The organism is Aquaspirillum sp. (assembly GCF_055136605.1).
In genome coordinates this window covers 16355-31830 of record NZ_JBSQVP010000010.1, presented here as the reverse complement: position 1 = coordinate 31830, position 15476 = coordinate 16355, and the positions used below count along the sequence as shown (strand labels likewise).

The 15476-nt window shown below is 51.4% G+C and carries 11 protein-coding genes and 1 other RNA gene; 11 read left to right on the top strand and 1 reads right to left on the bottom strand.

Annotation, left to right across the window (positions count from 1 at the left end):
* The first annotated feature begins 8 nt into the window (after window positions 1-8).
* The 8 genes from ACTBZS_RS03160 to rnpB all read left to right on the top strand — a co-directional run bounded on the left by ACTBZS_RS03160 (window position 9) and on the right by rnpB (window position 11915).
* Entirely contained in the window at window positions 9-1046 is a 1038-nt protein-coding gene (locus ACTBZS_RS03160) for a glycosyltransferase family 9 protein (RefSeq protein WP_463043244.1), read from the top strand.
* Window positions 1047-1076: 30 nt separating this feature from the next.
* A complete protein-coding gene (gene smc / locus ACTBZS_RS03155; protein WP_463043243.1) occupies window positions 1077-4568 on the top strand; it encodes a chromosome segregation protein SMC in 3492 nt (1163 codons plus the stop codon).
* Between the two features lie 160 nt (window positions 4569-4728).
* On the top strand, window positions 4729-6699 hold the full coding sequence (locus ACTBZS_RS03150; protein WP_460430229.1) for a methyl-accepting chemotaxis protein: 1971 nt from the start codon (window positions 4729-4731) through the stop codon (window positions 6697-6699).
* A gap of 95 nt (window positions 6700-6794) precedes the next feature.
* A complete protein-coding gene (locus ACTBZS_RS03145; protein ID WP_463043242.1) occupies window positions 6795-8192 on the top strand; it encodes a cell division protein ZipA C-terminal FtsZ-binding domain-containing protein in 1398 nt (465 codons plus the stop codon).
* Entirely contained in the window at window positions 8192-10234 is a 2043-nt protein-coding gene (gene ligA / locus ACTBZS_RS03140) for an NAD-dependent DNA ligase LigA (RefSeq protein ID WP_463043241.1), read from the top strand. Before ACTBZS_RS03145 ends, ligA begins: the two co-directional genes overlap by 1 nt.
* A gap of 31 nt (window positions 10235-10265) precedes the next feature.
* Complete coding sequence (galU, locus tag ACTBZS_RS03135) at window positions 10266-11144, top strand: UTP--glucose-1-phosphate uridylyltransferase GalU (RefSeq protein ID WP_460430232.1); 879 nt, start codon at window positions 10266-10268, stop codon at window positions 11142-11144.
* Window positions 11145-11203: 59 nt separating this feature from the next.
* A complete protein-coding gene (gene grxD / locus ACTBZS_RS03130; protein WP_022652441.1) occupies window positions 11204-11524 on the top strand; it encodes a Grx4 family monothiol glutaredoxin in 321 nt (106 codons plus the stop codon).
* Between the two features lie 21 nt (window positions 11525-11545).
* Window positions 11546-11915: RNase P RNA component class A (gene rnpB, locus ACTBZS_RS03125), an RNA gene on the top strand.
* A 47-nt stretch (window positions 11916-11962) separates the two neighbouring features.
* Here rnpB and ACTBZS_RS03120 read toward each other — a convergent pair.
* Window positions 11963-12382 carry a hypothetical protein gene (locus ACTBZS_RS03120; protein WP_463043240.1) on the bottom strand — a complete coding sequence of 140 codons (420 nt, stop codon included), beginning with the start codon at window positions 12380-12382 and terminating at the stop codon, window positions 11963-11965.
* A 150-nt stretch (window positions 12383-12532) separates the two neighbouring features.
* Between ACTBZS_RS03120 and dusB the strand changes: the two genes are divergently transcribed.
* Genes dusB through purH form a run of 3 tightly spaced genes read left to right on the top strand, consistent with a single transcriptional unit; the run spans window position 12533 to window position 15459 of the window.
* Window positions 12533-13579: a tRNA dihydrouridine synthase DusB gene (gene dusB, locus ACTBZS_RS03115; protein ID WP_460430234.1), complete on the top strand. Its 1047-nt coding sequence runs from the start codon at window positions 12533-12535 to the stop codon at window positions 13577-13579.
* A 9-nt stretch (window positions 13580-13588) separates the two neighbouring features.
* Window positions 13589-13825: a helix-turn-helix domain-containing protein gene (locus ACTBZS_RS03110; RefSeq protein WP_460430235.1), complete on the top strand. Its 237-nt coding sequence runs from the start codon at window positions 13589-13591 to the stop codon at window positions 13823-13825.
* 56 nt (window positions 13826-13881) lie between these two features.
* Window positions 13882-15459 carry a bifunctional phosphoribosylaminoimidazolecarboxamide formyltransferase/IMP cyclohydrolase gene (gene purH / locus ACTBZS_RS03105; protein WP_022652438.1) on the top strand — a complete coding sequence of 526 codons (1578 nt, stop codon included), beginning with the start codon at window positions 13882-13884 and terminating at the stop codon, window positions 15457-15459.
* Window positions 15460-15476 lie beyond the last annotated feature (17 nt).

Genomic DNA, 15476 nt, shown 5'->3' with positions numbered 1-15476 from the left:
CAAAAGCAATGGAAAAAATACTGATTATCCGGCGCGATAATATCGGCGACTTAATTTTAACCACCCCTTTATTGACCGCCTTACGCCAACGCTGGCCACAAGCACGGCTGGATGCTTTAGTGAATAGCTATAACGCGCCTGTCTTGGCACGTCATCCTGCACTGAACCATGTCTATTGTTATACCAAAGGCAAACACCGCCTAGCTGGGCAATCGTTATGGGGTGCGTATTGGGGCAAGGTGCAATTATTGTGGCAGCTACGGCAAGTCGGTTACGATGCCGTTGTGTTGGCACAATCGGGCTATGCCGGCCGTGCCCTTGGATTGGCGCACTGGATTGCCCCCGGTAAAACCCTTGGTTTTGCCGGTGCACAACCTGATCGCCGGTTGAACACTGCCCTTCCCGTCCCGACCGAGCCTTGCCATCACGTCGAAGCGTTATGGCCTTTGGCGCAGGCGTTAGGCGTGACCACGCCGCCGGATAAAACCACCCTCTACCCCGATCCTGCTTTAGTCACGGCATATCAAAAAACCTTATTCACTGGTTATGACGCCCAACGGCCGGTTGTTGGGGTACACATCAGCGCCCGTAAGCCGAGCCAGCGTTGGCCGGTCAAGCATTTCATTGAGCTCATTACTTCATTGTGTGTTGAACATGAAGTTGCGGTTCATTTATTTTGGTCACCCGGCAGCAACCAAGATAAGCGGCATCCGGGGGACGATGATAAGGCACGGCAAATTTTAGATGCGGTGAGCGAACTACCCGTTCGGGCTTGCCCAACCCAACATCTGGAACAGTTATTTGCTGGCATGGCGTTATGTGACAGCGTAATTTGCAGCGATGGCGGGGCGATGCACGTGGCGGCGGCATTGGATAAACCGATTGTGTGTTTCTTTGGCCAAAGTGATGTGACCCACTGGCGGCCGTGGAAAGTGCCTCATCGGGTGTTACAGGCTTCGTCACATGAAGCACAGGATATTCCGGTAGCGATGTGTTTGTCGGCTTGGCGACAGTTGATGCCGTCTTTGGCTGAGACTGCGGCATAATGGCCGACTTTTTGTTGTGAGCGTGTTGCTGTGCGTCTAACCCATATCAAGCTGGCTGGTTTTAAATCTTTTGTTGACCCCACGACCATTCCGATACCGGGACAACTGGTTGCGGTAGTGGGGCCGAATGGCTGTGGCAAATCGAATGTGATTGATGCGGTGCGCTGGGTATTGGGCGAATCTTCGGCCAAACAACTGCGCGGCGAATCGATGCAGGATGTGATTTTCAATGGCTCAGGCCAACGCAAACCTGCCAGCCGCGCTTCAGTAGAATTGGTGTTTGATAACAGCGAAGGCCGCGCCGCAGGGGCATGGAGCCAGTATGGTGAAATCTCGATTAAACGGGTTTTAACGCGGCAAGGGGATTCCAGTTATTGGATTAACCAACAACAAGTGCGGCGGCGTGATATCGCCGATTTATTTTTAGGAACGGGAGTCGGGACGCGTGGTTATGCGGTGATCGAACAAGGCATGATCTCGCGCATTATCGAAGCCCGCCCAGAAGAATTACGTGCCTATTTAGAAGAGGCCGCTGGGGTTTCTAAATATAAAGAACGACGTCGCGAGACCGAACACCGTCTGGCCGATACCCGTGACAACCTCGCACGGGTGGAGGACATTCGCAGCGAATTGCAGCAACAAATTGATAAATTGCAGCAACAAGCGGCTGTAGCGAGTGAATATCAAACTCTCAGACAAACCCTCAGTGAAAAGCAAAACTTATTGGCCCTCTTACGCAAACGTGAGGCACAACAACAAGAAGCGCAGGCACGGGCCCAATTAGCACAACTCGAAACTGAACAAGAAAGCTGGCAAACCCAAATCACCACGTGTGAACAAGGGTTGGTTGAGGTGCGTGAGGCGCATTTTGCGGCGAACGATGAATTAGCACATCAACAGCAATTGCTCGCTGAACGCACTGCCGCCCAAGCACGGCTAGAAGAGCAGTTGCGCTATCAACGTGAGATGCAACAACGGTTACAGCATGATGCCACCCATCTGGCAAATGAGATTGCCGAGCTAGAACAGCAACAAGAGGCTTTGTTGCCACAGCTGGAAGAAGCGCAATGGCAATCGGATTTAGCACAAGAACAATTAGGGCAATGGCTGGAACAAGAGGGGGAAGACGATGACCACTTGCCACAAGCAGAGCAAGCCTTTCAACAACTCGATCAAGCATGGCAACAACAACAACGGCAATATCACGATGTATTGCGTCAGCGTGATTTAAGTCAACAACGACAACAGCACTTACAGCAGAGCCTGCAACAGCTACAGCAACGCCTACAACAGCTGACACACAGCCAAGACAACAGCGCACTACAAGAACAACAACAGGCTTGGCAACAAGCAGAAGAGACGCGGCAACAGTGTCAAATTGCACTGGAGACGCTGACAGAACAATTACAGTACGATGAAGCGCAGTATCAGCAGCAACAACAGCGCTTGCAACAACAGCAACAGCAGCTTAAAGCCCAACATGCGGCATGGGTGGCGGCTGAAGCCAAAGCAGAAGCACTAGCCGCTTTATTAACCCAGCCTTCATCACAAGAAGAAACAACATGGTTGGTTGATCAGGGATTGGCGCAGTCACCGCTGTTGCACCAATCTTTGCAATGTTCACCCACTTGGCAAGTGGCACTTGAAGCCATTTTACAATCTGCCATCAATGGCCGAATCAGCCCTATTCGTCCGACTTCAGCTCCACCGATGGCGTTACGCGTGTTACACCCTGCTGCCCCTGTGGTCGATACGACACCAACGTTGCCGCTGCCCTGTTTATTGGATCAGGTGCAACCTACACACACTGTGGTTTTACCTTGGTTGCACAGTGTGTTGGGCCAAGTATTTTGTGTGGAAAGCTTGGCTGAGGTGTATCAATGGCAGGAACAGCTGCGAGATGGCCAGCGGGTGATTTGTCGTGAAGGGCATTGGGCCGATGCCTATGGGGTGCAGTTTTATGCGGGCAGTGTCGATAGCAGTGTTTTATATCGACAACAACAATGGCAACAGGCGGAACAAGAAAAACAAGATCTACAACCGCAATGGCAACACAGCCAAGCCGAAGTCACCGCGAGTGAAACGGCCTTACAGACGTTAGCCGATCAACTCAGCCAGCTACGGCAGCAATATAAGCAACAACACACCGCGTTACACCAAGCTGAATTGGCGGTGCAAAAACAGCAGCACCTTTATGCTTCTCTACAGACTGAACAACGGCGAGCAGAAGAACAGCAATTCGCTCTACAAGAGCAATATGCTTCGGCACAAGAAGATTTGCACTATGCTGAGATGGAGTTAGAAGAACGAGCTACCCAGCTTGAAGAATTGGCTGATGTCAACGAAAGCTTGCGCATTCAACGGCTTGATGCAGAGACTGGCTTGCAACTTGCTCGGCAACGACAGCGAGAGCAAGAAAAGGCCATCCAACAGGCACGGTTTGTGCTGCAACAAGCCGAACAACGGACGGCAGAATTACAACGTCGCCAGCACGACTTACAACAACGCTTACAACAAGCACGCGACCGTCAACAACAGCGTATCAGCGAGTCGGCACGTTTTGATGAAGAAGCATTGTTATGGCAAGTAGAAGAAGCGGTGTTGGCGCGGGAAAACTGCTTACTTGCCGTACAACAGGTGCGGGATGCAGTGAATGGATGGCAAGAAAAACTGCGCCAATTAGAACAACAACGGCAACAGGCAGAACATCATTTAGGGCCAATCCGCGACAGCATCAGCCAAACATTGTTAAAAATCCAAGAAGCACAACTGGCTATGCTGCGTTTTAGCCAAGAATTATTTGATGCCGAGGCCGATGAAGAAGCGTTGTTAGCGCAATTGCCCGAAAAACAAAAAGCGTCGTCTTTGCAAACGGAAATCTCTCGGTTAGCTGCATCGATCCAGCAGCTAGGCGCGGTCAATTTGGCCGCACTGGAAGAATTGCAAGCCGCTCAACAACGGCAAACCTATTTGCAAACACAAGCCGATGATTTGCAACAGGCCATGGCGTTATTACACGATGCGATTGCCAAAATTGATGCGGAAACGCGTGAGCGTTTACAAGACACTTTCCAACAGGTGAATGCTTCGATGGCGGAGCTATTTCCACTGCTGTTTGGCGGTGGTCGGGCAGAATTGGTGTTGACCGAAGGCGATGTATTGCAAGCTGGGGTGCAAATTATTGCCCAGCCGCCCGGCAAGAAAAATGCCACCATTCATCTGTTATCGGGCGGAGAAAAGGCTTTAACGGCAATGAGCTTGGTCTTTTCATTGTTCCGCCTGAATCCAGCCCCATTTTGTTTATTGGATGAGGTTGATGCACCATTGGACGATGCCAATACAGGGCGTTTTTGTGATTTGGTTAAGATGATGGCAGAGCGAACACAGTTTTTATATATCAGTCATAATCGTTTGACAATGGAGATGGCGAGTCAACTCATTGGGGTTACGATGCAAGAACAAGGGGTTAGCCGTGTGGTGGCGGTGGATATTATTGAAGCCTTGCATTTACGTGAGCAGTGACTTTTATATTTTTTATTTTTTTTGCAAATTGTCAAAGCAGACTGCTGGCTAACAGTGGCAGTCTTACAAGTACCTTAAATAAGGTAACGCAGGGGATGCTGGTAAATCGACTTGAATCGGTTTGCCAGTTTTAGGTGACAGCGGTTGCGGAAAGGATTCCATGTTTGCTGCCTTATCAATTCGCACACGACTGGTGTTATTGGTCTTGGTGCCGTTATGTGCTGTGCTGGGCTATGCCTCGCATTTAGGGTGGCGTGATTGGCGTGAAGCAAGTGCTCTGTCAGAGTCGGCACAGTTAATCGTTTTTGCGGGGTTGGCGGGCGATTTAATGCATACCTTACAAGCCGAACGTGGTTTGTCGGTGGGGTTGCTGTCCGATCCTAAATCGCGCCAGCCGATTGAAGCGGCACGACCTATCGCTGAACAAAGCCGACAAGCTTTATTACAAGCCAGTCAACAACTGCAATTACCCCCCGTTCTCGCAGACCGCGTGCGCGAACTTGAACAACATTTAGCGGGATTACAAGGGCTGCGGCAACGCTTAGATCAAGGTCAAGCTGCTGAAAAAGAGTTAGTCGAAGGCTTCGCCCGTCCAATTGATGCCTCGTTTGCCATCATCAGCAGCTTAATTCAGATGCAAACCGATGCCGAGTTGGCGCGTGAAACAGCTTCCTTACAAGCGTTATTGTGTGAGAAAGAATTTGCAGGTCGGGAACGTGCCGAGGTCTATGCCGCTTTAAGTCGTGGCATGTTAAATGATGCGGTAAAACGCAATGTGATGGTGCGTGCGGGGCAACAATCAAGTTGCCTAGAAACTTTTGAGCGTTTAGCCACGCCGGTGATGGTTGAAGTCTATCGCGCCATTCGGGCTTCAGATGATTACGCCAATATCCCTACGTTGCGTGAAAAACTTTTGGAAAGCACCGAGCCGTTGGCCTTGGTATCAGCACCACGTTGGTTTGAGTTGGCCTCTTTCCGCATTGACGCGATGAAAGGGATGCAAGATACGCTGTTTTATGCGATGAAAGATGAGGCAGAACGGCGTGCGGCAGCGGCTGCACTGACCTTTAAAATTGCGCTTGGTGTGGCGGTGTTGGTGTTGGGGATGGTGTTGTTATTGTCCCGTTTTACTTCGAATAGTATTTTGAAACCTGTGCGTAAATTACACCGCACGATGGATCAGATGGGGCAAAGCCTCGATTTGACTGCCCGCACTGGGATTAAAGGGGAACATGAGGTCGCACAGATGGCACAGGCTTTCGACCGCTTAGTGGAAACCTTTGCCACTGTTTTGCGTGAGGTGAATACCAATGCGCATCAGCTAGGCGCTGCTGCATCGACATTAGCTCAAGGAACCGATACCGCTGCACAAGCGATTGTGGAGCAGACCCATGCCTCCTCAGAGATTGCAACGGCGACGCAACAAATGAGCCAAGCCATGCGACAAGTCAGCGACGATGCTAGCGCTTCCGAAGGTAATGCCCAGCGAGCTTGCCATTTAGCGGATGAAGGGGTTGATGCGATGCAGCAGACGGCGAATGAAATCAGCCTGACAGCAAAAAGCATCACCGTTTCTGCTGGGCGGATTGATAGCCTCAATGCGCGCTCGCAAGCCGTGGGGCATATTGTGGCCTCGGTGCAAGAGATTGCCGAACAGACCAATTTATTGGCTTTGAATGCTGCTATCGAGGCTGCTCGGGCGGGTGAGCAAGGCCGTGGTTTTGCGGTGGTGGCAGATGAGGTGCGTAAATTGGCGGAACGTACTGCCAGCGCCACCCAAGAAATCACTCAACTACTCGGTGCCATTCGTCAAGATACCAGCTCGGCTGCAACCGATATGCAAACCGCCAGTGAACAGATGGAACATGGTTTGCGTTTGTTAGCGAATACAGCTCAAACCTTGTCGCATATTCGGCAAGGTGCTGCCAGTACCTTAGAAAAAGCCAGCCGTATTCATCAAACTGTCGCTGAACAAGGGCAAGCTAGTCAGAATATTGCCCATCATGCCGAACACATTGCAAGCCGTGTGCGCGATAGCGCCAGTAATATCGAACAAACCGCAGAAGTCGCTACAGCGTTGCAATCTTCTGCGCGTGATTTAACTTCGCTGGTAGAGCGGTTTCGCGTCTAGGTGTGCCGTTTTTTGTCAACAGCGTTGCGGCGCGCAGGCATTGCAGTTTTGGTTATAATGGCAGCTTATTCTGAATAAAGCGGGAAGCCTTACGCATGAGCGAATTGCAGATTGCTGTGGCCGTAGTCGGCGTGCTGCTGATTGTGTTGGTGGTTGGTTACAATGTCTTCCAAGAATGGCGCTATCGCCGCAAAACACGTGATGTCTTTTCACAAGACCAAAAGACCGATGTGTTAGTGGATTCGCCATTGCCCGAAGTGCGGGATGGACGACCAGACCGACTAGAGCCGATTATTCTAGCGACGGAACCGCCATTAAAAACCGTTGCCCCCCTCACCGTGCCGCCGGCAAATGAGCCGCCTTCTAGCTTCAAACTCACCCCAGCCGTTGAGTTGGGCGAGCCATCTGAGACCATCACGCCGGTACGAGAACGCGCCGCTGAGTTGGTATTTTCTGCGGAAGATGCGCCCTCCCTTGCTGAAACTGATGCGCGACAGCCAGCTAAAGCGACTGATGAGCCTTCCCCACGGATTGAACCAAACTTAACCGCTGCCGCTCCGCCAGTTGACGACATCACCGCCGAGCCTGCATCACAGCAAGAACCCTTGTTCAGGGCACCCCCTGCTGAACTGGATGCAGATGACAACATCGAAGTGCATACGCCACCAGTGGCCGAAATTGACCTGTTGTCTGATCAGCAAGCGATTGTGCGCGCCATGCTTGATCCAAACCTCGACTTTATCGCCGAGGTACGTTTCTCTGAGATGACCGATCTCCCCACCTTGCCGCGTTTTATCGCGCCAAAACGGGTGCAGATTTTGGCCTGCACTGCGGCTGGACGCTGGCAAGTGTATGAACCCAACAGCGACGTTCGTTATCGTGCCCTTGATGTTGGCTTGCAAATGGTTGATCGCAATGGCGTGTTGGATGATCGCGAACTCGAAGCCTTTTGTGAGCAGCTAAGAAGCTTCGCCACCCAATTTGGTGCGGCGGTGCAGTTCCCCCAGCCTTCACAACAATTGGCTGCGGCGCGTGATTTAGATCGTTTCTGTGCCGAAATTGATGTGATGATTGGTCTAAACGTCTTTTTGCGGGCCCCCGTTTCTGCCAGCCAAATCATCGAATTTATCGAACGCTTTGGCCTAGAGCTGCATCCAGATGGCCGTTATCACTGCGTGTCTGACTCCGGCAACAGCTTATATAGCTTGGGCGCTTTTGATGAAGAGCCGCTAGAAGGCGAGAATGTCGAAGCCTTGACGCTTCTCTTTGATGTGCCTCGGGTAGCGGGGGGTACTGAAGTCTTTGAACGGGCAGTGCAATTTGCTCGTGAATTGGCCCGTACGTTCAATGGTCACTTGGTAGATGATAACCAGCGGACGCTCTCCGAAACCGGCATTGATACCATTTGCCGTCAACTCGACCAAATCTATACCCGTATGGATGATCGGGGCGTCGCCCCTGGCTCTGTCGCCGCCTTACGTTTGTTTGCATAATGTCTGATCTCTCGCCTCAACAGGAGCTGGCCACGTTGCGTGACCAGCTCCACCGCTATGCCTATCAATACTATGTGTTGGACAATCCAACCATTCCTGACAGTGAATACGACCGCTTATTTCAACGTCTGCTCACATTAGAAGCGGAACACCCCGAGTTAAAAACAGCCGATTCTCCCTCGATGCGGGTAGGCGGTGCGCCGCTGCCTGAGCTAAAAACGGTTGAACACACTGTTCCGATGTTGTCGTTGAACAATGTGTTTTCTCAAGCAGAATTAGACGCTTTTGATGTGCGGGTGAGTACACTTTTGCAAAAACAAGGCGTCGCTGTCTCGGCATTGACCTACTGTGTTGAACCTAAATTTGATGGATTGGCGGTCAGTTTGCTCTATCAAGACGGCGTACTGGTGCAAGGGGCAACGCGTGGTGATGGTCAACGCGGCGAAGATGTGACCGAGAACTTACGCACCATTCGTTCCTTGCCACTCCGGTTGCCTCCAACGGCACCGACATTATTGGAGGTGCGCGGTGAAGTGTTGATGTTGAAACACGATTTTGCGCGCCTGAATGTCGAACAACTGGCCCGTGGTCAAAAAACTTTTATCAATCCCCGTAACGCGGCAGCAGGGAGTTTGCGGCAGCTAGATTCAAAAATGACGGCACAACGCCGTCTGAGCTTTTTTGCCTATGGTATTGCCCGCTTAGAGGGTGGCACGATGCCAGAAACACATGATCAGGCGTTACAACAACTGCGCCAGTGGGGATTTCCCATTTGTGAGCATGTGCAATGTGTTCAAGGTGCCGCTGGTTTGTGGCAAGCCTATCAACAGATTGAACAACAACGCGATAGCCTCCCTTATGAGCTGGATGGGGTGGTGTATAAAGTCAATGATTTTGCCTTACAACACCAGCTGGGCTTTATTTCTCGTGCACCCCGTTTTGCGGTGGCACATAAATTCCCTGCACAAGAAGCCTTAACCGAAGTTGAAGCAATTGAGATTCAAGTTGGACGCACTGGGGCACTCACGCCAGTTGCACGACTCAAGCCCGTTTTTGTCGGTGGCGTGACGGTGACCAATGCCACCTTGCATAACGAAGATGAAGTGTTACGCAAAGATGTACGGGTGGGTGATACGGTCATTGTCCGGCGCGCGGGGGATGTCATTCCTGAAGTGGTGGCGGTGGTGCTCGAACGGCGGCCAGACTTCGCACAACAAGACAGCGCGCGTTTTCATCTGCCGACGGTTTGCCCTGTGTGTGGCAGTCATGTGGTGCGTGAAGCACAAGAAGCCATTGCCCGTTGTTCTGGCGGTTTGGTGTGTTCGGCCCAGCGTAAACAAGCCTTGCTGCATTTTGCTGCCCGTCGTGCCATGGATATCGAGGGGTTGGGCGATAAATTAGTGGATGTACTAGTCGAGAAAGATTGGGTGAGAACACCGGCAGATCTCTACCAATTGACCGAGGCACAACTGGCTACGCTACCGCGTATGGCAGAAAAATCGGCACAAAATCTATGTGCCGCGATTGCGAAAAGTAAACACACCACTTTGCCCCGCTTTTTATTTGCCTTGGGGATTCGCAATGTGGGGGAGGCGACAGCACGAGATTTGGCGCTGCATTTTACCTCGCTGACTGCGCTACACAATGCCACCACCGAGGCATTATTACAGGTCCCCGATGTCGGGCCGATTGTAGCGCAATCGGTGTGTGATTTCTTTGCCGAGCCCCATAACCAAGCCGTGATCGCACAATTGTTGGCGGCGGGGGTGCAATGGCCTGATTGTGCCGCACCTGAACCGTCGGCTGCTACTTCGATATTGGCTGCTAAAACAGTGGTATTAACTGGCACGTTGACGACATTAAGCCGCGATGAAGCAAAACAACGCTTGCTGGCGATGGGCGCAAAAGTGGCGGGTAGTGTGTCGAAAAAAACCGATTATGTGGTGGCTGGAGAGGCTGCTGGGAGTAAGTTAGATAAAGCCATGTCCTTGGGCATTCCCGTATTATCCGAGGCAGAGTTTTTAGCGTTGTTAGTCAACTAGTTGAATGTAAAACTGTTTTTCGTGAGTGAATATGCAAAAAAGAATTACTAAAGCAGTCTTTCCGGTGGCCGGTATGGGAACACGATTTTTGCCTGCAACCAAAGCCAGCCCAAAAGAAATGTTGCCGGTGGTGGATAAACCGCTGATTCAGTATGCGGTTGAAGAGGCGTTAGAAGCTGGGATTACCGAGTTAATTTTTATTACTGGCCGCAATAAACGCTCGATTGAAGACCATTTTGATAAAGCGTATGAGCTAGAAACTGAACTAGAACTGCGTAACAAGCAGAAGCTGTTAGACACGGTACAGGGGATTTTGCCGCGTTCGGCCAGTTGTATTTACATTCGTCAAACCGAGGCGTTGGGGTTAGGTCATGCGGTGTTATGTGCGCGTCCGGTGGTGGGGCGAGAACCGTTTGCGGTGATTTTGGCAGATGATTTGATCGATGGTGCGCCTGGTGCCATGCAACAGATGGTCGATGTCTTTGCCGAATCACAGTCCTCGATTCTTGGTGTTGAGCATGTCGCACCGCAAGAGACAGGCAGTTACGGCATTGTGCAAGTCACGCCTCATGCACAATGGCAACAAGTAACCTCTATCGTAGAAAAGCCAAAACCAGAAGACGCTCCTTCAACGTTGGCTGTCGTTGGACGGTATATTTTAACGGCCAATATTTTTGACAAACTACAGCATGTCCTACCCGGTGCTGGTGGTGAAATTCAATTGACCGATGGCATTGCGGCGCTGTTACGCGAAGAAACCGTTTTAGCACATCCTTTCCACGGCCAACGTTATGACTGTGGTTCAAAGTTGGGCTATCTCAAGGCCACGGTTGACTATGCTTTGAAACATCCTGAGGTAGCAGGGGATTTTGCGGCATGGCTTGCCAGCCAAGCACGCGGCACAAATTGACCCCACGATAGACAGGGCGTAAAATCCTAGTAAATCACTCAACTATTAGAGGTTTAGCCATGAGCCAAAATATCCATGATGTTATCCGTCAACAAGTGACTGAAAACCCGATTGTGCTGTATATGAAAGGGTCTGCTCAGTTTCCACAATGTGGGTTTTCTGCTCGCGCTGTGCAAATTTTGAAAGCCTGTGAAGCAAAAAGCGTGATGACGGTCGACGTGTTGCAAGACCCTGCGATTCGCCAAGGCATTAAAGAATTTTCCAATTGGCCAACCATCCCACAACTGTATATCAAGGGCGAGTTTATTGGTGGTTCGGACATCATGACCGAAATGTTCCAAAGCGGTGAACTGCAACCCTTGGTCGCTGCGGCGAGCTAATCTGTTATACTGCTTGGCGGTAGAGTTGGTCGGGCAGTCGCCGCCTGTGCAAACGGGGGGAGGAAAGTCCGGGCTTCATAGAGCAGAATGCTGGCTAACGGCCAGGCGTCGTAAGGCGACGGAAAGTGGAACAGAGAGCTGAACCGCCGATGGCTTCGCAAGAAGATCAGGTAAGGGTGAAAAGGTGTGGTAAGAGCACACCGCGTAACTGGTAACAGGCTACGGCAGGCTAAACCCCATTCGAAGCAAGACCAAGCAGGGCGCGCTAACGTGGCTCGCGTTGTGCCCGGGTAGGTTGCTGGAGCCTGTCAGTAATGGCAGGCCTAGAGGAATGACTGTCTGGGGCGTAAATCGCCCAACACAGAACCCGGCTTACAGACTGACTTTGCCTCAACATTAAAAAAACGGTGATTGGAAACGATCACCGTTTTTGTTTTTTTATTTTCCGCCGTGTTGCCGATCAAGGAAAGGCACCACTGGCTCCGGCGCTAAGGTTGTCGGTTGCAGTGCGCTGCTAGGGCGTTTGGTGCAATTCATCACCCCTCGAACATAGCGTTTGCCTTCAAAAAAGGTGTTGTATTGGCCGAGGGTAATGCGGTCGAGGCGGTAGCTGATGCAGTCTTGTTCTTGGGCATAACGCTTGGCATAGCGTTGCAACTCATCTTCAAGTTTCCATTCTCCACCACTCAAGGGTGCGGCCCAAACCGTCAGCTCAATATCCCGCTCATCAGGCGTGGGCTGGGCTTGGTATTGGTAGAGATAGCCTTGCCGTACCTGATGTTGTGGCGCGAACAGGCCGACCTGTGATGTGCAGGCGCTCAATAGGGCAAGTAAAAGCAAAGAAAGGGCAGGTTTCATGGTGAGAAGTATGCCAGAAAAATGCACAGTCACAATACCGGCTGTTGTAAAAACGATGAGCTGCTTAAAAAATAAGCAAAATTTTTGTCAGCTACCCTGTAAACAGCTTAAAATGCGCCGCTTTCCGCTTTTTGATACGACACCGTGGTGATGGCTTCCCCTTTTCAGATTGGCCCCTATGTATTGCCAAACCGCTTAGTTTTGGCACCGATGGCAGGGGTGACAGATCGCCCCTTCCGCATGTTATGTCGCCATTTTGGGGCAGGCTTGGCGGTGAGCGAGATGATCACTTCGAATACGGTCTTGGCTACCTCACGTAAAACGCTCAAGCGTGCCGACCATACCGGCGAACCGGGCCCGATCTCGGTCCAAATTGCCGGCTCCGATCCACAGCAGATGGCCGAGGCAGCACAGCGTAATGTTGAGGGTGGCGCCCAAATTATTGACATCAATATGGGATGCCCTGCCAAAAAGGTGTGCAATGTGGCGGCAGGATCGGCGTTGTTGAAAGATGAGCCGTTAGTGGCGCGGATTTTAGAGGCAGTGGTCAAGGCGGTTGATGTGCCGGTCACGCTAAAAACCCGAACCGGATGGTGTCGTACAGAAAAAAATGTCCTGCGTGTGGCAAAGATGGCGCAAGACTGTGGCATCCAAGCATTGGCCCTGCATGGCCGCACGCGTGAAGATAAGTATCTTGGTGAAGCTGAATACGACACCATTGCCGAGGTGAAAGCCGCCTTGTCGATTCCCGTGATTGCCAATGGTGATATCACCACGCCACAAAAAGCCAAGTTTGTTTTGGATTACACGGGGGCGGATGCCATTATGATTGGCCGTGCCGCACAAGGGCGGCCTTGGCTATTCCGCGAGATCTTGCACTATTTGCAAACCGGCCACTGTTTGCCCGAACCCGAGGTGGATGAAATCGCGCAATTGCTGATGGGCCATTTGCAAGCGCTGTATGCGTTTTATGGTGATTATGCTGGCTGTCGGATTGCTCGTAAGCATATCGCTTGGTATACCAAAGGTTTGCGCGGGAGCAATCCCTTCCGCCAATTTATGTATTCCCTTGACCATCCCGAACAGCAATATGCTGCGGTCGCTGAGTTTTTTGCCCAACAGCGGCAATATGGCGAACGTTTGCACTATCTTGCTGACGCAGAGGTTGAGGCCTGTTTGCCCCCTGCTTCCTGTTGAAAATATGCTATGACTGGTCACGATCCAATTTCTCATGCTATCCGCCAAGCAATGGAACAATATTTCCACGACTTGGATGGTGAAGCGACTGCTGGGCTATACGATATGGTGATGGCTCGGGTAGAAAAACCGCTGTTAGAGGTGGTGTTGCATCATGCGGGGGGAAACCAAACCCGCGCCGCCGACTTGCTTGGGGTGAATCGCAATACCTTGCGTAAAAAAATGAAGCAATACCAGCTATTGTAAAGTGCTGGTATTGGCTTTTGATAACCACTTGTTGAACTTGTTTTGGAATGATTGTTATGACACAGATTGAACGTGCGCTGATTAGCGTCTCGGATAAAACGGGTATTGTCGAGTTTGCTCGTGCTTTGGCCGAACAAGGGGTGGAAATTCTCTCCACCGGCGGCACAGCAAAGTTATTAGCTGAACAAGGCTTGCCGGTGATTGAAGTCGCTGACTATACCGGTTTTCCAGAGATGTTAGATGGCCGCGTAAAAACCTTACACCCAAAAATTCACGGCGGTATTTTGGGGCGGCGTGATTTGCCTGAGCATGTGGCAAAAATGGCGGAACACGGTATTGGCAATATCGATCTGGTCTGTGTCAACCTCTATCCATTCGAAGCGACCATTGCAAAAGCAGAATGTACCTTAGAAGACGCCATTGAAAACATCGACATTGGTGGGCCAACGATGGTGCGTTCGGCGGCAAAGAACTGGGCTCATGTGGCCATTGTGACTGATGCTGCCGACTACGCAGGTTTAATCGAAGAAATGAAACAAAACGGTTGCGCCCTGTCGCGGGTGACCCGTTTTAATCTGGCAAAGAAAGCCTTTACCCATACCGCTGCTTATGATGGCGCTATCTCTAACTACCTGACCAGTTTGGTTGAAGGGGTGACGCATGGTGTGCCAGAGCGCGTGGCATTCCCTAATCGTTTAAATGCACAGTTTGTTAAAGTGCAAGACATGCGCTATGGCGAAAACCCTCATCAAGCAGCGGCGTTCTATCGTGATCTCGATCCTGCTTTAGGCGCTTTGGCGCATTACACCCAGCTGCAAGGTAAAGAGCTGAGCTATAACAATATCGCAGACTCCGATGCCGCATGGGAAGCCGTAAAAACCTTTGACGAACCGGCGTGTGTGATTGTGAAACATGCCAATCCCTGTGGTGTTGCGGTTGCAGCAGACCCACTGACTGCCTATCGTCTGGCCTTCGCAACCGATACCACCAGCGCTTTTGGCGGCATTATCGCCTTTAACCGTGAAGTGGATGCCGCTACCGTCGAAGCGGTGAGCGCGCAATTCCTCGAAGTGTTGATTGCCCCAGCCTTTACGGCAGAAGCCCGTGAGTTGATTGCGAAAAAACCCAATGTGCGCGTGTTAGAAGTGCCGCTCGAGCCGGGGTTCAATCGTTTTGATCTCAAGCGTGTGGGTGGTGGGATTTTGGTGCAAACCCCCGATCTGAAAAATATCTCGGCCGATGAGTTGAAAGTGGTCACCAAGGCACAACCCACAGCGGCACAGTTGGCCGATTTGTTGTTTGCATGGCGTGTCGCGAAATTTGTGAAGTCCAATGCAATTGTGTTTGCGGCTAAGGGTCAAACCGCCGGTATTGGTGCGGGGCAGATGAGCCGCGTGGATTCCACCCGTATTGCAGCACGTAAGGCGCAAGATGCTGGATTGAGTTTGACACAAGCGGTGGCGGCTTCGGATGCGTTCTTCCCCTTCCGTGATGGGGTGGATGTGATTGCCGAGCAAGGGATTGCTGCGATTATTCAACCCGGTGGTTCGATGCGTGATGCTGAAGTGATTGCTGCGGCAGATGAACACGGTATTGCGATGGTGTTCACTGGCTGCCGCCATTTCCGCCACTAATCTGCACTGTTAAGACA

What these genes read in the sequence shown, in the direction of transcription:
- ACTBZS_RS03160 (WP_463043244.1), top strand. Translation starts at nt 9, where the DNA reads ATGGAAAAAATACTGATTATCCGGCGCGATAATATCGGCGACTTAATT.
- ACTBZS_RS03150 (WP_460430229.1), top strand. Translation starts at nt 4,729, where the DNA reads ATGTTTGCTGCCTTATCAATTCGCACACGACTGGTGTTATTGGTCTTG.
- ACTBZS_RS03145 (WP_463043242.1), top strand. Translation starts at nt 6,795, where the DNA reads ATGAGCGAATTGCAGATTGCTGTGGCCGTAGTCGGCGTGCTGCTGATT.
- ligA (WP_463043241.1), top strand. Translation starts at nt 8,192, where the DNA reads ATGTCTGATCTCTCGCCTCAACAGGAGCTGGCCACGTTGCGTGACCAG.
- galU (WP_460430232.1), top strand. Translation starts at nt 10,266, where the DNA reads ATGCAAAAAAGAATTACTAAAGCAGTCTTTCCGGTGGCCGGTATGGGA.
- grxD (WP_022652441.1), top strand. Translation starts at nt 11,204, where the DNA reads ATGAGCCAAAATATCCATGATGTTATCCGTCAACAAGTGACTGAAAAC.
- ACTBZS_RS03120 (WP_463043240.1), bottom strand. Translation starts at nt 12,382, where the DNA reads ATGAAACCTGCCCTTTCTTTGCTTTTACTTGCCCTATTGAGCGCCTGC.
- dusB (WP_460430234.1), top strand. Translation starts at nt 12,533, where the DNA reads ATGGCTTCCCCTTTTCAGATTGGCCCCTATGTATTGCCAAACCGCTTA.
- ACTBZS_RS03110 (WP_460430235.1), top strand. Translation starts at nt 13,589, where the DNA reads ATGACTGGTCACGATCCAATTTCTCATGCTATCCGCCAAGCAATGGAA.
- purH (WP_022652438.1), top strand. Translation starts at nt 13,882, where the DNA reads ATGACACAGATTGAACGTGCGCTGATTAGCGTCTCGGATAAAACGGGT.